15 protein-coding genes are annotated in these 24,097 nt (G+C 65.8%); 10 read left to right on the forward strand and 5 right to left on the reverse strand.

Translation table 11 applies throughout. The annotated features are described in order from the left end of the window. Positions 1-11: 11 nt before the first annotated feature. From ACQR0U_RS17160 to ACQR0U_RS17170, 3 genes are read left to right on the forward strand one after another with little or no spacing between them, the layout of a single operon-like run. Complete coding sequence (locus ACQR0U_RS17160; protein WP_316202244.1) at positions 12-1,127, forward strand: aKG-HExxH-type peptide beta-hydroxylase; 1,116 nt, start codon at positions 12-14, stop codon at positions 1,125-1,127. Positions 1,128-1,166: 39 nt separating this feature from the next. Further along, positions 1,167-2,456 (forward strand): YcaO-like family protein, encoded by a 1,290-nt coding sequence (locus ACQR0U_RS17165; protein ID WP_315714874.1) that lies wholly within the window; start codon positions 1,167-1,169, stop codon positions 2,454-2,456. Further along, positions 2,453-3,808: a TfuA-like protein gene (locus ACQR0U_RS17170; protein WP_434843530.1), complete on the forward strand. Its 1,356-nt coding sequence runs from the start codon at positions 2,453-2,455 to the stop codon at positions 3,806-3,808. The genes ACQR0U_RS17165 and ACQR0U_RS17170 overlap by 4 nt, the downstream gene beginning before the upstream one ends. A gap of 48 nt (positions 3,809-3,856) precedes the next feature. Here ACQR0U_RS17170 and ACQR0U_RS17175 read toward each other — a convergent pair whose 3' ends face one another. Next, positions 3,857-5,338: a UdgX family uracil-DNA binding protein gene (locus tag ACQR0U_RS17175; protein WP_434843529.1), complete on the reverse strand. Its 1,482-nt coding sequence runs from the start codon at positions 5,336-5,338 to the stop codon at positions 3,857-3,859. A gap of 152 nt (positions 5,339-5,490) precedes the next feature. Then, positions 5,491-6,729 (reverse strand): putative DNA modification/repair radical SAM protein, encoded by a 1,239-nt coding sequence (locus tag ACQR0U_RS17180; RefSeq protein WP_434843528.1) that lies wholly within the window; start codon positions 6,727-6,729, stop codon positions 5,491-5,493. A 196-nt stretch (positions 6,730-6,925) separates the two neighbouring features. Here ACQR0U_RS17180 and ACQR0U_RS17185 point away from each other — a divergent pair, with 196 nt between their 5' ends. The 5 genes from ACQR0U_RS17185 (at position 6,926) to ACQR0U_RS17205 (ending at position 18,570) form a co-directional block, all read left to right on the forward strand. Beyond that, positions 6,926-7,720: an ImuA family protein gene (locus ACQR0U_RS17185; RefSeq protein WP_434843527.1), complete on the forward strand. Its 795-nt coding sequence runs from the start codon at positions 6,926-6,928 to the stop codon at positions 7,718-7,720. Further along, complete coding sequence (locus tag ACQR0U_RS17190) at positions 7,614-9,203, forward strand: Y-family DNA polymerase (protein ID WP_434843526.1); 1,590 nt, start codon at positions 7,614-7,616, stop codon at positions 9,201-9,203. The genes ACQR0U_RS17185 and ACQR0U_RS17190 overlap by 107 nt, the downstream gene beginning before the upstream one ends. Before the next feature lie 325 nt (positions 9,204-9,528). Further along, a complete protein-coding gene (locus ACQR0U_RS17195; RefSeq protein ID WP_434843525.1) occupies positions 9,529-13,140 on the forward strand; it encodes an error-prone DNA polymerase in 3,612 nt (1,203 codons plus the stop codon). 1,026 nt (positions 13,141-14,166) lie between these two features. Next, complete coding sequence (locus ACQR0U_RS17200) at positions 14,167-15,405, forward strand: efflux RND transporter periplasmic adaptor subunit (RefSeq protein ID WP_409999221.1); 1,239 nt, start codon at positions 14,167-14,169, stop codon at positions 15,403-15,405. Between the two features lie 42 nt (positions 15,406-15,447). Continuing rightward, a complete protein-coding gene (locus tag ACQR0U_RS17205; RefSeq protein WP_315749273.1) occupies positions 15,448-18,570 on the forward strand; it encodes an efflux RND transporter permease subunit in 3,123 nt (1,040 codons plus the stop codon). Here the strand turns inward: ACQR0U_RS17205 and ACQR0U_RS17210 are convergent. Next, entirely contained in the window at positions 18,567-19,214 is a 648-nt protein-coding gene (locus ACQR0U_RS17210; RefSeq protein ID WP_434843524.1) for a branched-chain amino acid ABC transporter ATP-binding protein, read from the reverse strand. The genes ACQR0U_RS17205 and ACQR0U_RS17210 overlap by 4 nt on opposite strands. 286 nt (positions 19,215-19,500) lie before the next feature. Here ACQR0U_RS17210 and ACQR0U_RS17215 point away from each other — a divergent pair, with 286 nt between their 5' ends. Continuing rightward, positions 19,501-20,580: an AI-2E family transporter gene (locus tag ACQR0U_RS17215; protein ID WP_434843523.1), complete on the forward strand. Its 1,080-nt coding sequence runs from the start codon at positions 19,501-19,503 to the stop codon at positions 20,578-20,580. 293 nt (positions 20,581-20,873) lie between these two features. Continuing rightward, positions 20,874-22,040 carry a fatty acid desaturase gene (locus ACQR0U_RS17220; protein ID WP_409998604.1) on the forward strand — a complete coding sequence of 389 codons (1,167 nt, stop codon included), beginning with the start codon at positions 20,874-20,876 and terminating at the stop codon, positions 22,038-22,040. A 102-nt stretch (positions 22,041-22,142) separates the two neighbouring features. Here the strand turns inward: ACQR0U_RS17220 and ACQR0U_RS17225 are convergent, their stop codons facing one another. Next, positions 22,143-22,646, reverse strand: coding sequence for a hypothetical protein (locus ACQR0U_RS17225; RefSeq protein ID WP_316225208.1), 504 nt, complete (start codon positions 22,644-22,646; stop codon positions 22,143-22,145). 414 nt (positions 22,647-23,060) lie between these two features. Continuing rightward, complete coding sequence (locus ACQR0U_RS17230; RefSeq protein ID WP_315714862.1) at positions 23,061-24,026, reverse strand: amidohydrolase family protein; 966 nt, start codon at positions 24,024-24,026, stop codon at positions 23,061-23,063. Between the last annotated feature and the right edge of the window lie 71 nt (positions 24,027-24,097).

Below are 24,097 nucleotides of genomic sequence, written 5' to 3' on the forward strand. Positions count from 1 at the left end.
GAGTGCGCACGATGACGATCACCCTGATGCCTGACGTTCTGCGCTGGAATGACTACGAGGCGGTGTGTGACGGCGTGCTTGCGACCTATGGCGACCGGCTCGCGCAGAAGCTGGGCGAAGCCCTCGGCGAGATCGGCCGCGACGACCCTGCGGGCGGGGACGAGCTGCGCAGCCTGATGGATCGCGTGGCGGACGACGGCTTCATGCGGGTTCTCGATGCCCCCGAGACCTCGTTCCGTCTGCTGTCGGCGCCGGGCCGGTACGCCGAGGACAAGGGACGATTTCTGCGCGATTCATTCGTGGCTGAGGCCTTGCGCCAGGGACTCGAGATCACCGCCGATCGGGAGGTGTGGACCGCGCTCGGCGATCGCGGCTATCGGCGTGACGGCGCCTGCATCTGGCCGCAGATCGAGGGCATGCCCGTGACCGATTACGGCAGCCCGCATGCGGTCAAGGTGGATCTGTCCGGCCAGGACCGGCCGGTCCCGCCGCAGCGCCCGCCGTTCTCCGAGGACGAAATCGACCGGCTGCATGATCTGCTGCGCCGGTCGCGGGCGGCGCTCGAACGGACCGAAGCGGGGCTTCCCCGCTTCGTGGCGCGCTTCAACATCGCGCTCATCCTGCAGAAGGATCCGGAGAGCCCGGGCAGCTTCTCGTCAGGATCGAACGGCTACTACATCGGCCGCACCTTCCTCGCCAACCCGCATCTTCCCGAGATCGACGAGTCCCACATCGCCGATGCGCTTGTCCATGAGGGCATCCACGCGCTGCTCTACATGCAGGAGCAGGAACAGCCCTGGTTCCTCGATTCGACGGCGAAGGGCTCGCTGCCGCGCATCACCTCGCCCTGGAGCGGCAGCCGGCTGCCGTTTCCGTCCTTTCTACAGGCCTGTTTCGTCTGGTACGGCCTGCTGCACTTCTGGAGCCTGGCGATGCAGTCCGGCGCGTTCGAGCAGGGCGTCGCGATGAAGCGCATCCAGCTCTGCCTACGCGGCTTCTGCAGGCAGCCGCTGCTCGACAGCATCGCGGAGTTTTCGTCGGTGGTCGACGCCGACGTGCAGAAGACGATCGAGGAGATGCAGAACGTCGTGGTCGGCGCCTTTGCCGATGTCCGCCGTGCGGGCTGATGCGACGACGTCAGCGGCGGTTGAGTGTGGAGGCTGCGGATGGCGAATGGAACGGCACTGCATCGGGATCGTCTGGCGCGTCCGGTCCCGAAGAGCTTTCGATGGGGAACTCAGCGGTCGGTGCCGCCGTCGCAGACGGTCGAGCGGGTGCGTCCGTTCCTGGGAGAAATGGGAATCACGCGCATTGCTGACGTCACGGGTCTCGACCGCGTCGGCATTCCCGTCACCATGGTCTGCCGGCCGAACTCGCGCTCGGTCTCGGTGTCGCAGGGCAAGGGGCTGACCCTGGATGCTGCGAAGGCGTCGGGCGTGATGGAATCGATCGAGCTGTTTCACGCCGAGACGATCACATTGCCGCTGAAGCTTGCGACCTATGCCGAGCTGATCAGCGACCATGAGGTGGTCGACGTGGCGGACTTGCCGCTGATCGCCGGCGGGCGTTTCCATCCCGATCTGCAGATGCTGTGGATCGAAGGGCGCGATCTCATGGCCGATGCCGACGTCTGGGTGCCGTTCGAGATGGTGAACCTGTCGACCTCGCGGCCGGAGATGCCGGCCGGCAGCTTCATCTCGTCGTCGAACGGGCTGGCGTCCGGCAACCAGCTGATCGAGGCGGTCCTGCACGGCATCTGCGAGGTCGTGGAGCGCGATGCGACCACGCTCTGGCACCTCCGCAGTCCGGACGAGCAGCAGAGCCGGCGCGTCGCGCTCGAGACGGTTCAGGACGAAGGCAACCGGCGGCTCCTGGAGATGTGCGAGCGCGCGGGCCTCGAGGTCGTGGCGTGGGACATCAGCTCCGATGTCGGGCTCGCCGCCTGCCAGTGCCTGATCTTCGATCGTGACGAGGAGCTGGGGCGGGATCTCTACGCGGCGTTGGGCATGGGCGCGCATCTGTCGCCAGAGATCGCCTTCCTGCGGGCGCTGACGGAAGCCGCGCAGAGCCGGCTGACGCTGATCGCGGGCGCGCGCGACGACGTGTTCCGCGAGGAATATGACGAGAAGGCATTGGCCGCACAGTTTCTCGGCGAGCAGCGGGCGCTGCTGCGAAACAGCCCGCCGACGCGAAGCCTGCGCGAAACTCCGTCGCTGGCAGCGGAGACGTTCAACGATGATCTCGCCGTGGTTCTCGAACGGCTGCAATCCGCCGGTGTCCGGCAGGTGATTGCGGTCGATCTCACCAAGAGCAGGTTCGAGATCCCCGTGGTGAGGATCATCATTCCGGGGCTCGAAACCTTCGACAAGAATCCTGACTACAGCCCGGGGCGCAGAGCGCGGGCGTTCGCCGGCGATCAGATCTCGCGGCATCAGCCATCGGGGCATCCGCTATGACGTGCATCGTATTCACCGGGCCGACGCTGCATCCGCGCGACGCGGCGCTCGAATTGGAGGCCGAGTATCTCCCGCCGGTGCAGCAGGGCGACGTCTATCGTGCCGCGCTGGCGAAGCCTGCGGCGATCGGAATCATCGACGGCTATTTCGAGCAGGTGCCCTCGGTGTGGCACAAGGAGATCCTGTGGGCGATGGCCAACGGCATCCACGTGTTCGGCAGCGCCAGCATGGGCGCGCTGCGCGCGGCCGAGCTGCACGCGTTCGGCATGGAAGGCGTCGGCAAGGTGTTCGCGGCGTATCGCGACGGCGTGTTCGAGGCCGACGACGAGGTCGCCCTGATTCACGGACCGGCTGAGCTCGGCTTTCCCGCGCTGTCCGAGCCGCTGGTCAACATCCGCTTCACCCTGCAGAAGGCGGTCGACCATGGCGTGATCTCGGAGGCGTCCCGCCTGGTCCTGGAGGCGCTCGGCAAGGCGAGCTTCTATCCCGAGCGCAGCTACCCGGCGCTGCTGCAGGGCGCGCGGTCCGACGGCAGCCTGGCCGCGCAGGAGATCGACGCGCTGGAGGCGTGGCTGCCGGATCACCGCGTCGACCAGAAGCGCGAGGATGCGCTGGAGATGCTGCAGACGATGCGGCGCCGGTTTGCCGGAGACACGGTGCCCAAGGCGGTCGATTACGCCTTCGAGCACACCCAGCTATGGGACGGCCTGATGCAGGACGCGCAGCGTTCGGCGGCCGCAGCGCGCGAGACGGTGATGCCGGACGGAACGCCGCACCTGCTGGACGAGCTGCGCCTGCTGGCCGTGCGCGGCAGCGACCTGTCCGACAAGGCGATCGCGCGATTTCTCGCGGCATCGGAGGCGAAGCGCCGCGGCATCAGGGTCGACGCCCAAGCGCTGAGCGCGGAGATCATCCGGTTTCGGCAGAGCAGGGATTTGATGGACCCGGCCGAGCTCGAGGCATGGATCGCGCGCAACCGCCTGACCCGGTCGGAATTTCTGGAGCTGATGCTGGACGAGGCGCGCATTCGATCGTTCAGGAAGGGGCTCAACGGCTCGGCCCTGAATGCGCTGGCCGACTGGGCGCGGATCGACGGCCATTTCGAGGATCTGCTGGCGCGCGCGCGCGACAAATGCGACGTGCTGAAGCAGACGGAACTCGACGGCGGTGGCAGTCCGGCGGACTATGGCCTCAGCGAGGGCGAGCTGATGGCGAGATACCTGCCCGCGATGCAGGCCGGCGCACCCGACCGGGACGAGACGGACGTGGCGGTGTCGCTCGGCTTTCCCGACCGAGCAGCGCTGATCCAGGCCTTGCTGCGTGAGCACGTCTACACGTCGCGCAAATCCTGAGGCCCCGTTGTCGCGTGGGGGCGGCCCGGTCGAGGCCATGCCGGCCCGTCACGCCGCATGTGCGCGCTTGATCGCGGCCGCGGCAATCTTCAGGTCCTCGACGAAGCGCTCATACTCCCGCGCCTTGGCGTCGGCATCCGGCAGCCGCAGCAGGTAGGACGGGTGCACCGTCACCATCGCCTTGGGGCCGTCGGGCAGGTCGGCGACATGACCGCGGTTCTTGGTGACCTGCGTGATCTTGCCGAACACCGCTTGCACGGCGGTCGCGCCCATCGCCACCACCAGCGCCGGACGCACGGCGGCGAGCTCGCGCTCGTACCATTGCCGGCAGGCCTTGATCTCCGGCGTGTTCGGCTTCTGGTGCAGCCGGATCTTGCCGCGCGGCACGAACTTGAAGTGCTTCACCGCATTGGTGACGTAGACCTTGGACCGGTCGATGCCGGCCTCTTCAAGCGCGCGGTCCAGCATCTGGCCGGCCGGGCCGACGAAGGGATGGCCGGCGAGATCCTCCTTGTCGCCGGGCTGCTCGCCGACCAGCATCAGCGGCGCATGCGCGGGGCCTTCGCCGAACACGGTTTGCGTGGCGTCCTTCCACAGCGGGCAGGCGCGGCAGGAAGCGGCTTCTTCGCGCAAGGTCTCAAGATCGGCGGCCTCGACATCACGTGAGGTCTCGGCAGCCGGTGCGTGGGCTTTCGGCTTGCGGCTCATCGCGGTCTCCTCGACGCGTTTCTGCGGCTTGTGGGGTTCAGTGCCGGCTTCGGCGATCATCGATGACGTGCGCCGGCTGGCTGCCGCGATCAGCGGCTGGATCAGCTTGGCCTCGGGCAGGTTCTGCCAATATTTCTTCGGCATCTCCTTCTCCATCGCCTTCACTTTCAGCCGTGCCGGATTGAAAATGCTGGCGTAATAACGCAGCCAGACCTCTTCGAGCCGGTCCTCCGACGGCGCTTCAGCCTTGCTCACACCGGGCGTGAAGCTGACGCGGCTGCCGTCCCAATGCGCACAGAGTTTGGGCGTCAGGATCGACCACGGCATGTCGGCGAAGCGGCGGGCGAAGAACGGCGCGGCGCGCTCGACGATGTGGTGCTCCGGCTCGAACCAGGCGACGTAGCGCGCCTCGCGCTCGCGGCCGACCTCGCGGAAGCGGACGAAGGCGTGCATCTTGTGGACGTCGCGGCGCACGGCCCGGGCGAGCGCGTTGGCCTGCGCGACATCAGGATCGGTCGCGATCTCCATGAGATCGTGGTTGGTCCGCAGACGCCACAGCAGCCGGTAGAGCAGGGCGAAGCGGTTGGGATCATTGTGCAGAATCGCGCTCTCGGCGAGCTCCATGAAGCTCGCCGGCACTGAGAACGCGCCCTTTGGCACCTCGGGAAGCTGCGTGTCGGCCTGATCGTCGAACAGGTCGGGCGCCGCGCCCTTGACGCGCCAGCTGACATCGGCCGGCTTGACGTCGTTCATCGCCAGCGCCCGCGCCGCCTGACGCCAGCCGTCGAAATCAGTGTCGCTGTCGAGGGTTACGACGTGCATCTCATCTCTCTCGTCATTGCGAGCGAAGCCGCCGCGTCATTCCGGGATGGTCCGAAGGACCAGACCCGGAATCTCGAGATTCCGGGTTCGCCTCTTCGAGGCGCCCCGGAATGACGGCAGCTATGTCACTGCGCTCGCGATGACGGTTTCCGTTAGAATCCGAATCCCAGCTGCTGCGGTTTGGGCCGCAGCCGGGCTCTGAGGCTGGCACCGTCGAGCAGGGACGGCTGTGGCCGGTGGTCGGAGAGAACGATGAACGGCAAGACCTTGTTCCGGACAACGTTGAGCCGGGCCAGATCCGCAAACCGGATCGTGGTGGTGCGGCGGGTGGCGAGGATGCGCTGCACGGTGCGGGTGCCGAAGCCGGGCACGCGCAACAGCTCCTCGCGGCTTGCTGTGTTGATGTCGAGCGGGAAGCGGTCGCGGTGGCGCAAGGCCCAGGCGAGCTTGGGGTCGATGTCGAGCGGCAGCATGCCTTCGTTCTCCTCGACGATCTCGTCGGCATCGAAGCCGTAGAACCGCATCAGCCAGTCGGCCTGGTACAGCCGGTGCTCGCGCACCAGGGGCGGCGCCTGCAGCGGTAGCGCGCGGCTGGCATCGGGGATCGGGCTGAAGGCGGAGTAATAGACGCGCTTGAGCTTGTAGGCGCCGTAGAGATTGGCCGAGGTCGACAGGATGACGCGGTCGTTGGCGTCGTCGGCGCCGACGATCATCTGCGTGCTCTGGCCGGCCGGCGCGAAGCGCGGCGGCTTGGCCCGGCGCACCGTCTTCTTCGCCTCCGCCGTCTCGTCGAGCTTGAGCCGGAGACGGCCCATGGTGCGGCGGATGGCGCGCTGGTCCTTCTCCGGCGCGAGCGTCGTCAGGCTCGCCTCCAGCGGCGTCTCGATGTTGATGCTGAGCCGGTCGGCATAGCGGCCGGCCTCGGCGATCAGCGCCTCGTCAGCCTCCGGAATCGTCTTCAGATGGATGTAGCCGCGGAAGCGATGCTCCTCGCGCAATTTGCGCGCGACGCTCACGACCTGCTCCATCGTGTAGTCGGGGCTGCGGATGATGCCCGACGACAGGAACAGCCCCTCGATGTAGTTGCGGCGATAGAAGTCGATGGTCAGCTTCACCACCTCGTCGACCGTGAAGCGCGCGCGGGCCACGTTGGAGGAGGCGCGGTTGACGCAATACAGGCAGTCGAAGTTGCAGGCATTGGTCAGCAGAATCTTGAGCAGCGAGATGCAGCGTCCGTCCGGCGCATAGGAATGGCAGATGCCCATGCCGGGCGAGGTCGAGCCGAGCCCCTTGCCGTCGCGGGAATCCCGCATCTCGGTACCGCTGGAGGCGCAGGACGCGTCGTACTTGGCGGCATCGGCCAGGATCTCCAGTTTGCGCAACAGCTCCATGCGTTCGAATCCCTTTGATTCCATTGCCTGAATCACACCCGGGGCAATCCCGATTGACTCATCGTCCGGCGTTAGCTTTATATTAGAACGTATCATGAACAAAGAGGGTCGTCGCGGGTTCACTGCCAAGTTCGTTTTTCGCTTCCCTGCACAGAACGGCAGCGCCGGCACGATGGATTGAAAGGAGCGGCGACGGATGACCGGCGCACGCATGGACACGCTCGCGCAATTGCGCGGCCGCATTGCCCGTCTCGAAGTGGCCGATGGCGCACACGACCTGCGCCGGGTCGCGCTCGGCCATGACGAGGTGGATGCAACCCTGCAAGGCGGACTCGCCACCGGCGCGCTGCACGAGGTGTTCGCCGAGACCGGCCGCCAGGCGGTAGCCGCGACCGGCTTCCTGTGCGGGCTTGCCGCGCGTGTCGCCGCGCGCCGGCCCCTGATCTGGATCCGGCAGGATTTCGCCGAGCGCGAGATGGGCGCGCTGTCGATGAGCGGGCTCGCCGAGCTCGGCCTCGATCCGCGCCGCATCGTCATCGTGCGCGCGCCCGATCTCGACCACGCCTTGCGCACCGCCGCCGACGCGCTCGCCTGCGATGCGCTCGGCAGCGTGATGCTGGAGGTGTGGGGCGAGACGCAAAAGCTCGATCTCGTCGCCAGCCGCAAGCTGACCCTGGCGGCGCAGGAATCCGGCGTCACCGCGCTCATGTTGCGCATTGCGGCTGCGCCCGAGCCGTCGACCGCGGAGACGCGCTGGATCGTGCGAACCGCGCCGTCGCTGCCCTCGGCGCCCTGGATGGCGTGGGGCGCGCCGCGCCTCGATGCCGAGCTCATTCGCAACCGTCACGGCCAGACCGGACGATGGATCATGGAGTGGACCCCCGATGCATGCCGTTTCAGCGAACCGGCGGCGGATCCTCAGCCTGTGGCTGCCGCGCCTGCCCATCGATCGCATCAAAAGACAGCGGGCACTCACAGGCGCTCCGCCTGAGAGCAAGCCGCAGGTCGTCGTCATCAAGGACGCCAATGCGCTCTTGATCCATGCGCTGGACGAAGCGGCGGCGTGCCACGGTGTGTCGCTCGACCAGCCCTTGGCGAATGCCCGCGCGGTCTGTCCCGACCTCGTCGCGCACGAAGCCGATTTGGCGGCTGATGCAAAGATGCTGGAGAGCATCGCCGACTGGTGCGACCGCTTCACGCCGCTGGTGGCGCTCGACCCGCCGCATGGGTTGTCGCTCGACATCACCGGCTGCGTGCATCTGTTCGGCGGCGAAGCTAGGCTGATGCAGTCGGTCTGCGACGCGCTGACCGCGCATGGCCTCATTGTGTCGGCGGCGATCGCCTCCAACGCCGTCTGTGCGCGTACACTGAACCGCCAGGTGCATGGCCGCATCGTGTCCGACGGCGAGGAGGCGGCCGCGGTGGCGCCGCTGCCGGTGGCCGCCCTCGGCGGCAGCGAGGCCATTACGCTCGGCCTGCGCCGAGCCGGCCTCAAGACCATCGGTGACGTCGCCGCGCGCGGCCGCAACGAGATCACCGCGCGGTTCGGCGCCGCCTTCACCCGCGTGCTGGCGCAGGCGCTGGGCGAGGCCGATGCGCCGATCAGCCCGCGCAAGGTCCCGCCGGACTACATCGTCGACAAGCGTTTTGCCGAGCCGGTCGCGACCGACACGGTGATTGCGGCCAGCCTCTCCCGTCTGGCCGCGATGCTGGTGGCGGCGATGGCGCAGCAGGGTAAGGGCGCGCGGCGGCTGGAGGCCTGCTTCTTCCGCACCGATGGAATGGTGCGCGTGATCACGGTCGACACCGGCCAGCCGGTCACCGAGGCCGCAATCATCGACCGGCTGTTCCGCGAGCGGCTCGAGGCGCTGAACGATCCGCTCGATCCCGGCTTCGGCTTCGACATGATCCGGCTCGCTGCTGGCCGCAGCGAGATCGTGGTGCAGCAGCAGCGCGATCTCGATGCCCATGTCCACGACAATGACGAGCTGTCGGCACTGATCGACCGCATCGCCGCGCGCATCGGCGGCAAGCGCGTGGTCGTGCATCTGCCGGTCGATACCCATGTTCCGGAGCGCGTGGCGCTGCCGCTGCCGGCGCAGCAAAATCTCGCCGCCGCCACTGCTGCCGCCTGGCCGGAGCGCGCCGAGGGCGAGCCGCCGCTGCGACCTCTGCGGCTGTTCGCGCACCCCGAGGCGATCCAGGTCATTGCCGGCGTGCCGGACGGCCCGCCCGCGCGCTTCGTCTGGCGCCGTGCCGCGCATGCCGTGGTCCGCGCCGAGGGCCCGGAGCGCATCGCGATGGAATGGTGGCGGCCGGACGGGCAGGGCCTCACGCGCGATTATTTCCGCGTCGAGGACGAGCACGGCCTGCGCTTCTGGCTCTATCGCGACGGGTTGTATGATCGTGAGTTCGAGCAGCCGGAGGGCCTGCCGGTGCAGCCCGCCTGGTACATGCATGGCCTGTTCGCATGAGGGCCGGGATCGCACATCTCTCGCGGCGATCTCGCTGCTCACCCTCCCCTGGAGGGGGAGGGTCGGCTCGCATGCGCGCATGCGAGCCGGGGTGGGGTGACGGACCATCCGCACCTGCGGTGCTCGTCGAAGCCAACTCACGCACGGCTGAGAAGAGCGGGCCCAATGACGACCGGTTGCTGGGCTCACCCCACCCCGCCGCGCGCTGTGCGCGCGTCGACCCTCCCCCTCCAGGGGAGGGTGGGCAGCTGCGCAAGCCGCTTGGTGAGGGGCTGTCTTTCGTATCGCATGGGCAACGCGCCGCCCCAGCCTTCGCAGCCGCGCCATGACTCCCATCCCCTATGCCGAGATCGGCGTCACCACCAATTTCTCCTTCCTGCATGGTGGTTCGCATCCGCAGGACTATGTGCACCAGGCCGCCGAATATGGCCTCACCGCCATCGGCATCGCCGACCACAACACGCTGGCCGGCGTCGTGCGCGCCTATAGCGAGCTGAATAACGACCGGCTCAGCTACAAGCCGAAGCTGCTCTACGGCGCGCGGCTGGTGTTCACCTGCGGCACGCCGGACATCCTGGTCTATCCGTGCGACCGCGCGGCCTACGGCCGGCTGTGCCAGCTGCTCACCCGCGGCAAGCGCGGCAGTGACGCGGACAAGGTCGCCAAGGGTGATTGCCGCCTGAGCTTCGAGGACCTGTTTGAGTTCATCGAGGGACAGTTGCTGGTGCTGATGCCGCCGCATCGCTTCGACGAAGCCGCGCTCACCACCATTCTCACGCGGCTGAAAGACAGTCCCGCCGAAGGCGTGTGGCTGGCCGGCAGCCTGCTGTATCGCGGCGACGATCGGCGCCGGCTGGCGCGGCTGTCGCGCCTCGCAGCTTCAAGCAAGGTGCCGCTGATCGCCACCAATGACGTGCTCTATCATCATCCTCGACAGCGGATGCTGCAGGATGTGCTGACCTGCATCCGCGAGAAAGCCTCGATCGAGGCCATCGGCCGAAGGCTCCAGGCCAATGCCGAGCGCCATCTCAAGCCGGGACACGAGATGGCGCGGCTGTTCCGTGACCACCCCGACGCCGTGACCGAGACCCTCCGTTTCACCGACCGCATCGTGTTCTCGCTCGACCAGCTCAAATATCAATATCCCGACGAGCCGGTGCCGCCGGGCAAGACCGCGCAGGGGCAGCTGCAGGATTTGACCTGGGTCGGCGCCAAGACCTATTTCGGCGACCATCTCGATGACAAACTGCGCGCTGTCCTCGACAAGGAGCTGGCGCTGATCGCCGAGCTCAACTACGCGCATTACTTCCTCACGGTTCACGACATCGTGCGCTACGCCCGCAGCCAAGGCATCCTGTGCCAGGGCCGCGGCTCAGCGGCGAACTCGGCCGTGTGCTACGTGCTCGGCATCACCTCGGTCGATCCGACCAAGATCGATCTGCTGTTCGAGCGCTTCATCTCCAAGGAGCGGCTGGAGCCGCCCGATATCGACGTCGATTTCGAGCATTCGCGACGCGAGGAGGTGATGCAATATGTCTATCGCCGCTACGGACGGCACCGCGCGGCGATCATCGCCACTGTCATCCATTATCGTCCGCGCAGCGCCATTCGCGACGTCGGCAAGGCGCTGGGCCTGACCGAGGACGTCACCTCGGTGCTCGCCGACACCGTGTGGGGCAGCTGGGGCGACGGCCTCTCCGACATGCAGGTGCGCCAGGCCGGGCTCGATCCCGCCAATCCGATGATCCGCCGCGCCGTGGAGCTGGCATCGGAGCTGATCACCTTCCCGCGTCATCTGTCGCAGCATGTCGGCGGCTACGTGCTGACGCAGGATAGACTTGATAGTTACGTCCCGATCGGCAATGCCGCGATGGACGACCGCACCTTCATCGAGTGGGACAAGGACGACGTCGATGCGTTGTCGATGATGAAGGTCGACGTGCTCGCGCTGGGCATGCTGACCTGCATCCGCAAATGCTTCGACCTGATCGCCGATCACAAGGGCAAGCGATACGTGCTCTCCGATATCCGCTCGGAGGACGACAACGAAGTCTACCGGATGCTGCAGCGAGGCGAGTCGCTCGGCGTGTTCCAGGTCGAGAGCCGCGCGCAGATGAACATGCTGCCGCGGCTGAAGCCGCGCACCTTCTATGATCTCGTCATCGAGGTCGCGATCGTCCGGCCCGGGCCGATCCAGGGCGACATGGTGCATCCCTATCTGCGCCGCCGCAACAAACTGGAGAAGGTGAGCTATCCGTCGCCGTCGCCGGATCACGGCCCGGCGGATGAGCTCTACAAGGTGCTGCACAAGACGCTCGGCGTGCCCTTGTTCCAGGAGCAGGCGATGCGGATCGCGATCGAAGCCGCCAAATTCTCGCCCGAGGAGGCCAACGGCCTGCGCCGCGCGATGGCGACCTTCCGCAACGTCGGCACCATCGGCTCTTATGAAGAGAAGATGGTCAGCAGCATGATCGCGCGCGGCTACGATCCCGCTTTCGCCAAGAGCTGCTTCGACCAGATCAAGGGCTTTGGTTCCTACGGCTTTCCGGAAAGCCATGCCGCGAGCTTCGCCCAGCTCGTCTATGTCTCGTCCTGGCTGAAATGCTTCCACCCCGACGCGTTCTGCTGCGCGCTCTTGAACTCGCAGCCGATGGGTTTCTATGCGCCGGCCCAGATCGTCGGCGACGCCCGCAAGAACGGCGTCGAGATCCGCAACATCGACGTGTCCTACAGCTTCGCCGACAACACGCTGGAGGAAATGGGTGGCAAATACTGCGCCGTTCGCCTCGGCTTCCGCCAGATCGACGGCTTCCGCTGGATCGACCGCGACGAGGAGCGGATCAGGAAATTGTCGGAGGCGCTGCGGAGGAAGGCGCAGCCTGCTCCAACATCTTCAAAAGGTGCTGGGGAGGCTCTCTCCCCATCGTCATTCCGGGGCGCGCGCAGCGCGAGCCCGGAATCCATACTCCCGATCGTGGTTATGGATTCCGGGCTCGCCCTCCGGGCGCCCCGGAATGACGGCGTGGGTGGAGTTGTTTCTAACTCGCAAACGCTTGGTGCATTTGGAGAGCATGCAAACGCATCGCCCCGCAACGATAACGAGACACAAGCCGACATCTTCGACCGCGAGGACGACTGGGCCGACCGCATCATCCGGGCGCGCGGCCGCGGCCCCTTCACCTCGCTGGAAGACTTCGCTCGCGACACCGCTCTGCCCAAGCGCGCGCTGCTGCTGCTGGCCGATGCCGATGCGTTCCGCTCGCTCGGGCTCGACCGTCGCGCCGCGCTCTGGGCCGTGCGCCGGCTGCCCGACGACGTGCCGCTGCCGCTGTTCGAGGCTGCCATCGCCCGCGAGCAGCCGGACGAGGGCGCCAGGCCCCTGCCCGAGATGCCTCTACCGGAGCACGTCGTCGCGGACTATCAGACCATCCGCCTGTCGTTGAAGGGGCACCCGATGGAGTTCCTGCGCGAGCGTTTCGCTGCCGAAGGCGTGCTGGCCTGCTGCGACGTCAATGATGCCAACGACCGCCGTCGCGTCCGGTGCGCCGGCGTGGTGCTGGTGCGGCAGCGGCCGGGCAGCGCCAAGGGCGTCGTGTTCATGACCCTGGAGGACGAGACCGGCATCGCCAACATCGTGGTGTGGCCGAAGGTGATGGAGACCTTCCGCAAGGAGGTCATGGGCGCGCGCCTGGTGCTGGTCGAAGGCCGCATCCAGAGCAGCCCGGAGAAAGTGGTCCATCTCGTCGCCGAGCGCCTGGTCGACCGCAGCGCCGATCTCACCTTGCTGTCGGACGACCGCCTCGGCGCCGTGCCGCACGGCCCGATGCCCGTCGAGCCGCTCAACGACGACCGCCGCGATCATCCCGACACTCCCTCCCAGCGCGTCAGCCACCCCCGCAACGTCCGCATCCTGCCGCGCTCGCGGGATTTCCATTGAGGGAGTGTGAATTCGTAGAGTGGGCAAAGACGCGCCGCGCATCGCTCGTCGCGACGTGCCTACTGGCCGCGAGTACGACGCTCACTATCATCGCAAGCGTAGCGACGCGATCCAAACGTCCCACGACATTTCAGCACCCGCCTAAAAATTCCAATTTCTTTTTTTCAGAAATTGTGCTTTATTCCGCGCATCCCGCTCCATGAAGGGGCGTTGCGCGCGATCGTCACGACACGCGGGGCGGGGAGCGATGGCCGTGTTTGTGCCGCAGCGTGCGTCATGCACGCCGACGAACGGCATGGCGCGGACGTGAAGTCGCAGCGTCCTGGCACCCCGATGCTGGTGTCAAGTTCGCGACGGCGCTGGCGCGCCGCGCGGATGATGGTGGCCAAAAAGCCCGGCGCACCAGGGAGACTGCGTATAAGCGTGAAAACCGTCGCGCAGGGAAGGCCGGGTGATCTCGGCTGCACCTGTGGTACCTGCCGCCTGCATTCTTTTCGCAGGCGGGCCGCAGGCGTCAGTCGGCGCCTGGCCTTCCCTGCGCCCTCCTCACGAGAGGGTGAAACGGTCAGCACAACTCGAACGCATCCGCGCCGCGAGGCGGCGTTCCAATGTTCATTGCGCAATTGATGAATCTCGGAGACCCGCGATGCACCGTGTCACCATCTCTCTCGCACCAGGATCGGTCAGACCCGCCGCGCACGTGTGAAACATGGCTCCGAAGCCGGGGGTAGGCGCGTACCCGCAGAGGTTGGCTTGTGAAGTCGGGACATCGTCCCGGCGATCCCCTATGCTCAGACGACGTCATGGTGCGTCGCGAAGAAAAGCGCCATTGTCCAAAACCAACTGAATGCAAGCTGAACGGCTGTCGTTCAACTTTCAAATTTTTAAAGCAAAACAGAGGCGGGTTGGGCGATTTTTAGGTTGTTTAAAGCTCCAGTTCCGCACTATTAGCGCGACGATGAGACCGCCAGAGCCGGAATCGTCGACCGATCACGCGAGCCGATCTGACCAGCCATGGCGTCTGACATGAACCCATCCCCCCAGATGCTCAGCACCAAGCGGCTGCTGATCGGCCTTGCTGCCCTGGCGATGGCCGGCGCGGGCGGCTATGGCTACATGCAAGTCCGGTCGGAGACGGCTGCGAAAGACAATATCGAGCTCTCCAGCCAGTCCAAACGCAACGGCACCACCTTTACGCCGTCGGCAGCGGAATGGTCGACGCTGACGATCGAGCCGGTGTGTGAGAAGATATTTCGTGCCGAGCATATTACCGAGGGCAAGGTTGCCGTCGACGAGGATCGCTCGACACCGGTTTTCTCGCCCTATGCCGGCCGCGTGACCAAGCTGCTGGCGCGCCCGGGTGAGACGGTGCGCCAGGGCCAGCCGCTGTTCGTGATCGAGGCCGCCGACACCGTGCAGGCCCAGAACGATTTCATCGCCGCCATCACCGCGATGAACAAGGCGAAGTCCGCGCTCGACCTCGCCGATATCCAGTACAAGCGCGCCAAGGACCTGTTCGAAGGCCGGGCGATCCCGCTGAAGGATTTTCAGCAAGCGGAGGCGACCTCCGTTCAGGCCCAGAACGACATGCGGTCGTCACAAACGGCCCTGGAGGCGGCGCGCAACAAGCTGCGCATCCTCGGCTTCACGGATGCTGCGATCACCGATTTTCAGAGCAAGGGCGTGATCGACCGCGAGATCACGATCTACTCGCCGATCACCGGTACGGTCGTGCAGCGCAAGGTCGGCCCCGGACAATATGTCAACTCCGGCGCGAGCGACCCGGTCTTCGTGATCGGCGATCTCTCCACCGTCTGGCTCACGGCGTTCGTCCGCGAGAGCGACGCGGCGCTGGTGAACATCGGCGAGGAGATTCTCGTCAACGTGCTGGCGCTGCCCGGCCGACCGCTCAAGGCCAGCATCAACTACGTCGCCGCTTCGATCGATCCGGCGAGCCGCAGGCTGCTCGTCCGCGCGACCATCGACAACAAGGATGGCCTGCTGAAGCCCGAGATGTTCGCCAATGTGACGATCTATTCGCCGGGCGAACAGCCCGCGGTCGCGGTGCCCCGCCAGGCACTGATCTACGAAGGCAATCAGGTCCGCGTCTGGGTCGCCCGTCCCGACAAGTCGATCGAGCTGCGCAAGATCAAGACCGGTTTGATCAACGGCGACCAGGTCGCGGTCGAAAGCAATCTGAGCGCGGGCGAGCAGATCGTCACCAAGGGCAGCCTGTTCATTGATCGCGCAGCCTCGGGCAGCTGAGATGCGCTTCTCCTGCATGCCTTCCTGAAAGTGCCGATCTGAATGGACCGTCTCGTCGCCATCGCCGTTCAGCGGCGCTTCCTGATGGTCGGAATGTTCGTCGCCGTCCTGATCGGGGGTCTGATCGCATTCCGCCAGCTCAACATCGAGGCCTATCCCGATCCGACCCCGCCGATGGTCGACATCGTGACGCAGAGCCCCGGCCTCTCGGCCGAGGAGATCGAGCGTTACATCACGATCCCGATCGAGACCCAGGTCGCCGGCATCAAGAACCTGCGCACCATCCGGACGATCTCGTTGTACGGCCTGTCCGACGTCAAGCTGCAGTTTTCGTTCGACTACACCTACGACGAAGCCTTGCAGCAGGTGCTGAATCGCCTGTCGCAACTGTCGCCGCTGCCGGGCAATGTCACGCCACAGATCTCGCCGCTCAGCGCGGTCGGCGAAATCTATCGCTATCGCTTGCGCGGCCCGCCGGGCTACAGCGTGCTCGACCTCAAGACCTTGCAGGACTGGGTGCTGCAGCGGCGCTTCCGCGCCGTGCCGGGTGTCATCGACGTTACCGGCTGGGGCGGCAAGACCAAGACCTATGAGATCCAGGTCGACTTCAACAAGCTGGTCGCCAACGGCCTGACCCTGCCGCAGCTGTTGCAGGCGGTCGGCAACTCCAACATCAATGTCGGCGGCAACACCGTCGAGATCGGCACCCAGTCTGCCGTGGTGCGCGGCGTCGGCCTGATCCGCTCGATGGACGATCTCGCCAACACCATGGTGTCGCAGAGCGGCGGCAATCCGGTGCTGGTCAAGGACGTCGCCAACGTCACGGTGGCCGAGAAGCCGCGGCTCGGCATCGCCGGCCTGAACAACAATGACGACATCGTCCAGGGCATCGTGCTGATGCGCCGCGGCGAGCAGAGCTCGCCGACCATCGCCCGCGTCGAGCAGCTCGTCGACCAGATCAACAATTCGACGATCCTGCCGCCGGGCGTGCGGATCGAACGCATCTACGACCGCAAGGACCTGATCGACACCACGACGCACACCGTGCTGCACAACATGGTGGTCGGCATCGGCCTGATCGTGCTGCTGCAGTGGGTGTTCCTCGGCAATCTCAGAAGCGCGCTGATCGTCGGCGCCACGATTCCCTTCGCGCTGTTCTTCGCCGTCATCATCCTGGTGCTGCGCGGCGAGTCCGCCAACCTGCTGTCGGTCGGCGCGATCGATTTCGGCCTGATCGTCGATGCCACGGTGATCATGGTGGAGGCGATCTTCCGACGATTGACGCAGACCACGCCGCTGTCCGAGGCCGAGGAAAGTCACATCTCGCCGGAGACGATGATGGGCATGAAGAGCCACGCGATCCTGTCGGCGGCCGCCGACGTGTCGCGCTCGATCTTCTTCGCCGCCGCGATCATCATCGCCGCCTTCCTGCCGCTGTTCACCTTGAGCGGCGTCGAGGGCAACATCTTCGGGCCGATGGCGCGCACCTATGCTTACGCGCTCGCCGGTGGCCTGCTCGCGACTTTCACGGTCACGCCGGCGCTGAGCGCCATCATCCTGCCTGCGCATGTCGAGGAGACCGAGACGCGCCTGATGCGGTTCTTGCACGCGATCTACGCCCCGGTGCTGCGCTGGGCGGTGGGCAACCGCAACCTGGTGATGACCGGCGCGATCGCCCTTGTGCTGCTGACCGCGGTGGTCGGCCGGCTGCTCGGCCTGGAATTCCTGCCGAAGCTGGAAGAGGGCAACCTCTGGATACGCGCGACTCTGCCGCCGACGATCTCGCTGCAGGAGGGCAATGCCTACGTCAACGAGATGCGCAAGATGATCCGCGCGCGTCCCGAGGTCGAGGCCGTCGTCTCGCAGCATGGCCGTCCCGATGACGGCACCGATGCCGCCGGCTTCTTCAATGCCGAGTTCTTCGCACCCCTGAAGCCCGTGAAGGACTGGCCAGGCACCAAGGACAAGGACCAGCTCACGGCGGAACTGTTGAAGCAGCTCGACGACCGCTTCCCCGGGGTCGAGTTCAACTTCTCGCAGTATCTGCAGGACAACGTCTCCGAAGCCGTCTCCGGCGTGAAGGGCGAGAACTCGATCAAGCTCTATGGCAATGACCTGCAGGCGCTGACCGACACCGCCAACAAGATCAAGCAGGTGCTGTCGACGGTGCAGGGCGTCACCGATCTTGCGGTGTTCACCTCGCTCGGCCAGCCGACGGTGCAGATCGACATCGATCGGGCCAAGGCCGCGCGCTACGGGCTGGCGCCCGGTGACATCAACGCCACCATCAAGGTGGCGATCGGCGGCGACACTGCGGGCGATCTCTACGAGCCCGGCTCCGACCGGCATTTCCCGATCATCGTTCGTCTGGCGCCGGAATATCGCAAGAGCGCGGAGGCGATCGAGAATTTGCGCATCGGCGCGCAGGGGCCGAACGGCATCACCCAGATTCCGCTGAGCGAGGTCGCGACCATCAAGCTGGTCTCGGGCGCAGCCTATATCTATCGCGAGCAGCAGGAGCGCTACCTGCCGATCAAGTTCTCGGTGCGCGAGCGCGACCTCGGCAGCGCGATCCAGGAGGCGCAGCAGAAGGTCGCCGATCAGGTGCAGCTGCCGCCGGGCTCGCGCGTCGAGTGGGTCGGCGAGTTCGGCAATCTCCAGGACGCGATCAAACGGCTGTCGATCGTGGTGCCGATCAGCCTCGCACTGATCGGCGTGCTCCTGTGGTTCAATTTCGGCTCGATGGCCGACACCTTGCTCGCCATGAGCGTGATCCCGATGGCGATCTTCGGCGGCGTGGTCGGCCTCGTTTTGACCGGCATTCCGTTCAGCGTGTCGGCGGCGATCGGCTTCATCGCGCTGTTCGGCATCGCCGTGATGGACGGCATCATCATCCTTTCGCAGTTCAACCAGCTGATCGACGAGGGCGTCGACCGCATCGAGGCGGTCATCCGCACCGGCGAATTGCAGCTTCGTCCGGTGCTGATGACCTGCGTCGTCGCCGGCATCGGGCTGATGCCGGCCGCGGTGTCGACCGGCATCGGCTCGCAGGTGCAGAAGCCGCTCGCGATCGTCGTGGTCACCGGCATGATGCTGGCGCCGGTGGTCATCCTCATCACGCTGCCGGTCCTGATCTCGCTGTTCTCGCGGCGACGGGTCCGCTAGATGCGCATGTGCTCGTCTATGCGCGCGGCGGAGTCACGATCGACCGCGGCGGCATCGACGATCTCGCCGCGCTTGAACACGAGGTATCTGTCGCTGATCGACAGCGCGAATGGAAGATGCTGCTCGACCACGATCATGGAGGTGCCGATCTCGCGTCGGACGCGCACCAGCACCTCGGACAGCCGGTCGACGACGGACGGCTGCAGACCTTCCGTGACCTCGTCGAGCAGCAGCACGTCGGGCTTCGCCATCAGCGCGCGCGCCACGATCAGCATCTTCTGCTCGCCGCCGGACAGCGTGCCGGCCCGCTGGCTCAACCGCTTGGTCAGCACCGGAAACCAGCCTCCGACCTGCTCGAAACGCGCGCTCATGTCACCGTCCGTGAGCACGCCAAGTCTGAGATTGTCGCGGACCGACAGGTCCTGGAACAGCGCATGTTCCTGGGGAACATAGACCAGCCCCATCTTCCGCTTCAGATGCGGCGCTATTCGCGTCACGTCCTTGCCTGCAAGTTTCACTCGGCCGCGCCAGGCCGGCAGGAAGCCGACGATGGCCTTGAGCAGCGAGGTCTTGCCCATGCCGTTCTTGCCGACGATGGCGAGGGTTTCGGCTTTGCCGAGCGCAAAACCGACGTTGCTGATCACCTCCGACGAGCCGTAGCCGCTTGCGCGCTCGTCGACGTCCAGAACTCTGCTCGTTTGCTGATTTTCAGAAGCGATTTATTTGTCGCGCAGGCTCTTGAAATCGGCGTTGTTGCTGGAGCGGCAGACAAATTCGGCATTCTGGAGCATGTTTTCGCCGGCAACATCGCGTCGTGGCGGGGGCCAAAGTCGAATTCGAACGTTGACCATCTCGCGACCAGGCGGCAAACCGTCCGCCGTGGAGGAAGGAACGGTCCAACTCACGGTCCCGGTCCGATAGGAAAGCCAGATGCGTAGCCTCGAAGACCGAGCCCTGCTTCTCTTGCTCGTCGCGATATCGCTGATGTTCGGGTGGATCCTGCTGCCGTTCTACGGCGCGGTTCTGTGGGGCATCATCGGCGTCATCGTCTTCGTTCCGCTGCACCGCTGGCTGTCGCGATCGATGCACGGCCGACACGGCCTGGCGGCGGCCGTCGTGGTGTTGATCTTCGTCGTGATCGTCATCCTTCCGCTGTCACTGATCGGGGCGTCGCTGGCGCAGGAGGCCTCCGGAGTCTACAAACAGATGCAGTCCGGTCAGCTCGACATCGGACAGTACTTTCGGAAGATGCTGGCCGCGCTTCCGACATGGGTGGTCGATATGCTCAACCGATTCGGGCTCGGCAGCCTCGCCGGAATGAAGGACAAGCTGTCGGCCGGCCTGCTGAAGGGCAGCGAGGTCATTGCGAGCCAGGCGCTCGTGATCGGACAGGGGACGTTCGAGGTCTTCGTCAATCTGTTCATCATGGTCTATCTGCTGTTCTTCCTGCTGCGTGACGAAGAGACGCTATCGGAGCGCATCAAGAGCGCCATTCCCCTGCGCCCGGAGCAACGCGATGCGCTGCTGCGCAAATTCACGGTGGTCATCCGCGCGACGGTGAAGGGCAGTCTGCTCGTCGCTCTGGCGCAAGGCGCGCTGGGCGGCCTGATGTTCTGGTTTCTCGGCATCAACGCGCCCCTGCTGTGGGCGGTCGTGATGGCCTTCCTGTCCCTGCTTCCGGCAGTGGGAGCGGGCCTCGTCTGGTTTCCGGTCGCGCTCTATCTCCTGGCCACCGGATCGATCTGGCAGGGCGTGGCCCTGATCGCCTATGGCGCCCTCGTCATCGGCCTCGTCGACAATGTCCTGCGTCCGATCCTGGTCGGACAGGACACCAAGATGCCCGACTATGTGGTGCTGATTTCGACATTGGGCGGGATCGAGGCATTCGGCCTCAACGGGTTCGTCATCGGGCCCGTGATCGCGGCAATGTTCATCGCAATCTGGGACATTTTCTCCACCTCGCGTCGCGAGGGGGCCGTGGCGCAGGATGCCTCGCGCGGGACGGGGTGAAGGGAACGCGGTGCACAATCGAAGCGGCATTTCATCGGGCGGATTAACGGATCGTAACCCGTCCTCTCCTAGCAATGAGGCGTTCGACGGGTTAAGTTCCATTGATCCGCCGCACGCGCTCTTTACCCGTCTCCTGACGGGCGTCCGCATCCCAGACTTTCTCTTCCAGAGCGGTTCATCGCCGGGCGCAACCATTTGGCTTCGACGGCGGTTAAACCGACGAAAGCTCGTGATTTCGAACTCCTGCAGCCCGTTCGGCGCTGCGTAGGGGTCCATTTGGCCGCGGTCGCGCCATGCGCGATCGCCAAGAACACAAGGTGGAGACGACATTGCAGTTCGATCAGCCAGTCGCGATGGCGACTGTGCCGCCCAAGGACCGCGCCACGCTGCGCGCCGGCGACGACGAGGGCCGCGCGGCGGCCGACGCCCGCTACTGGATGCAGATTCTCAGCAGCTATCGCACGCCAAACCGCGTCCGCAGCGTCACCGAGCTGGTGATCACGGCGGTGCCGCTGGTGGCGCTGTGGGCGGCAGCCTGGTTCGCATTCTCGCTCGGCCATGCCTGGGCGTCGTTGCTCATCGCGATTCCTGCTGGCGCCTTCCTGGTGCGCCTGTTCATGATCCAGCACGATTGCGGCCACGGCACCTTCTTCGCCGGGCGTCAGGCGAACGACTGGGTCGGCCGCGTCCTCGGCGTGCTGACCCTGACACCTTACGACTGGTGGCGGCGCACCCACGCGATCCACCACGCCAGCAGCGGCAACCTCGACCGGCGCGGCATCGGCGACATCGATACGTTGACGGTGCGGGAATATCAGGCGCGATCGACCTGGGGCCGTCTGCGCTACCGGCTGTACCGCCACCCGCTGGTCATGTTCGTCGCCGGACCCGCCTACCTGTTCTTCCTGCAGCACCGCCTGCCGTTCGGCCTCATGCGCGCCGGCTGGTCGCCCTGGGTCAGCACGATGGCGACCAATTTCGGCATCGCCCTGATCGTCGCCGGGCTGGTGTGGCTGATCGGCATCCAGGCGTTCCTGGTCGTACATCTCCCGATCATGCTGCTCGCCGCCATGGCCGGGGTGTGGCTGTTCTATGTCCAGCATCAGTTCGAGCACACCGTCTGGGAGCGGAGCGAGCGCTGGACGCAGCAGCAGGCCGCGCTCTACGGCAGCTCACATTACGACCTGCCGGCATGGCTGCACTGGCTCACCGCCAATATCGGCATCCACCACGTCCACCATCTCTCGAGCCGGATTCCCTATTACAGGCTGCCGGTGGTGCTGCGCGATCATCCCGAGCTGCGCGAGATCGGCCGCATCACGCTGCCCGAGAGCCTGCGCTGCGTCCGGCTGGTGCTGTGGGACGAGTCGCAGCGCCGGCTGGTGTCGTTCCGCGAAGCCGGAGCGGGAGCATTGGAGCTTCGGACAACGACACCGAAGCTCGCTGGGCCACAACCATAGTACGCAGATTAGGCAGAGGCGCGCGAACGACCTGCCCACATACAAGTTCTGAGCCGGCGGATTGAGCCGTCAGATGGAAACCCAGGCGCGACCGCGCGCGTCTCAGGCCGCGCCGCTTTGTTTGGCCGGTGCCTGTCGTTGGGCCGCCGACCAGGATGCGTGGAACCAGCCGCCGAGGCCCCAGGGGTGAGTCCGTTCCAACCAGATGAACGGTCCCATCGGCGTTTCAAACTTGCCGGGCTGGGGCCCGACCACACCCCGACCATGCAGCAACTCGCCCTGCCAGCCTTCGTTCTTGGAGCCTTCCGCGCCGACATGAAGCCGGTAGGCCCAGGGCTCGGTGTCCATGATGACGTTGCCCTGCGCCGTCTTCATCCAGGCGATGGTGTCGGCGTGGATCGCACCAAAGGGATGGAAAGGACGGTCCTCGGGGACGCCGACGAACACGCCGACGCCGGTCTTGACCGTCGCGCCGGCGGCGATCGTCACGGGCTCGCCTTTCCGATCGTACAGCACGCCGTGCCAGTTCTGCGATTTCGTGCCCGGCGCAGTGACGATGATCTGGTAGGCGAGGCGCGGCTCGTCGAGGAGCGGCTTTTGTGACATGATCGTCTCCCATCCATGCGGGCCGGGCGTGACCGCCGGGACACGTGCGGCCCTATGCTGACGCAGTATCGGCACGGCGCTAGATCGGGCGTTGATCTGAATCAACCATCACGAGTGGAATGCAATTTCAGATTGAGTAAAGGCTGGTGCGGAGTGTCAGCGGACGCGCCGTGCCCACCGCCCGTCGGTCGTAGTAATCGACCTCATAGTAGGACGGCGGGCACGCATCTCCCTTCACTCTGTCGAGCGAAGGCAGATGCCTTGTCCGTCCTGCGGGCTAAAGGCTCAATCCCTCACCACGCGCACGGCGCCCTTCGCGGCGCCTGAGGCGAACGCGGCGTAGGCCTTCAGGGCGGCGTAGCATCGTGCGGCGGGTTACGCTGCGCTAACCCGCCCTACGGACTAACAACGCCATCAAAACCCGTACAGCTTCGCCGGATTATCGACCAGGATCTTCTCGCGGACCGCGGCGTCCGGCGCCCAGACCGGGAGCTGGTTCATCAGGCGGCCGTCGTCGATGGGATAGAAGGGCCTGATATCCGTGACCTTCAGTTCGGGATGCGGCGACGAATCCGGGTGGGGCCAGTCGGTGCCCCAGACGATGCGGTCCGGGTTGGCTTCGATCAGGGCCTTCGCGAACGGGATCACATCGGTGTAGTCGGGACCGCGGGTCGAGGCGCGGTAGGCGCCGGAGATCTTCACATAGGCCTTGCCGCTGCGGACGAGCTCGACCAGATCGGCAAAGCCCGGCTGCCCGAGGCCGAGATCGGCCTGCGCGCCGCCGAAATGGTCGAACACGGCCGGCACGGGCGATTGCATCACGAGGTCCTTGATGGCCGCGATCATCGCCGTGTTGGTGTAGAGCTGGACGTGCCAGCCCCGCGCCTTCATCCGCTCGACCGCGGCCTGGAAGCGGGCGCGGCCGACATTGGGGTCATTGATGCCACCGGTCGCGAGATTGAGGCGGATGCCGCGGAAGCCCTCGGCATGCATGGCATCCAATTGCGCCTCGGTGGTCTTGTCGTCGATGACGGCGACGCCGCGCGCGTCATTGCCGCGCGCCTTCATCCCGTACAGCGTCGCGGAGTTGTCGGTGCCGTAGACGCTTGGCGTCACGATCACCACGCGCTGGATGTGCAGGGCCTTGTGCAGCGCCGCCATCTCCTCGGGCAGGGCCGGCTCCGGCGTGTAGACGCGGTTCGCTGCAAACGGGAATTGTTTCGGATCACCGTGGATATGGGTGTGGCAGTCGCAGGCTTGCGCCGGCACGTCGAAATCGACCGGGGTCGAAGGTTGCGCCGGCTTGGCGCGCGCGGCTGTCGTGGTCATCGTCACTCCGGCGGCAAGCGAGGCGAGCAGCAGGCTGCGGCGGTTCAGCATGGCGATCCTTCCCAGGGCCTGGCGCGTGCATTGTGGCTGACGCGCTCATTGTCGATGAAGGGAGCCTGAAC

Source organism: Bradyrhizobium sp. HKCCYLRH3097, assembly GCF_051167875.1.
In the GTDB taxonomy this organism is placed as follows: Bacteria; Pseudomonadota; Alphaproteobacteria; order Rhizobiales; family Xanthobacteraceae; genus Bradyrhizobium.

Bases quoted from the DNA above. Each gene is read 5' to 3' on its own strand.
- ACQR0U_RS17160 (WP_316202244.1), top strand. From the start codon at position 12: ATGACGATCACCCTGATGCCTGACGTTCTGCGCTGGAATGACTACGAG.
- ACQR0U_RS17165 (WP_315714874.1), top strand. From the start codon at position 1,167: ATGGCGAATGGAACGGCACTGCATCGGGATCGTCTGGCGCGTCCGGTC.
- ACQR0U_RS17170 (WP_434843530.1), top strand. From the start codon at position 2,453: ATGACGTGCATCGTATTCACCGGGCCGACGCTGCATCCGCGCGACGCG.
- ACQR0U_RS17175 (WP_434843529.1), bottom strand. From the start codon at position 5,338: ATGCACGTCGTAACCCTCGACAGCGACACTGATTTCGACGGCTGGCGT.
- ACQR0U_RS17180 (WP_434843528.1), bottom strand. From the start codon at position 6,729: ATGGAGCTGTTGCGCAAACTGGAGATCCTGGCCGATGCCGCCAAGTAC.
- ACQR0U_RS17185 (WP_434843527.1), top strand. From the start codon at position 6,926: ATGACCGGCGCACGCATGGACACGCTCGCGCAATTGCGCGGCCGCATT.
- ACQR0U_RS17190 (WP_434843526.1), top strand. From the start codon at position 7,614: ATGCATGCCGTTTCAGCGAACCGGCGGCGGATCCTCAGCCTGTGGCTG.
- ACQR0U_RS17195 (WP_434843525.1), top strand. From the start codon at position 9,529: ATGACTCCCATCCCCTATGCCGAGATCGGCGTCACCACCAATTTCTCC.
- ACQR0U_RS17200 (WP_409999221.1), top strand. From the start codon at position 14,167: ATGAACCCATCCCCCCAGATGCTCAGCACCAAGCGGCTGCTGATCGGC.
- ACQR0U_RS17205 (WP_315749273.1), top strand. From the start codon at position 15,448: ATGGACCGTCTCGTCGCCATCGCCGTTCAGCGGCGCTTCCTGATGGTC.
- ACQR0U_RS17215 (WP_434843523.1), top strand. From the start codon at position 19,501: ATGCGTAGCCTCGAAGACCGAGCCCTGCTTCTCTTGCTCGTCGCGATA.
- ACQR0U_RS17220 (WP_409998604.1), top strand. From the start codon at position 20,874: ATGCGCGATCGCCAAGAACACAAGGTGGAGACGACATTGCAGTTCGAT.
- ACQR0U_RS17225 (WP_316225208.1), bottom strand. From the start codon at position 22,646: ATGTCACAAAAGCCGCTCCTCGACGAGCCGCGCCTCGCCTACCAGATC.
- ACQR0U_RS17230 (WP_315714862.1), bottom strand. From the start codon at position 24,026: ATGCTGAACCGCCGCAGCCTGCTGCTCGCCTCGCTTGCCGCCGGAGTG.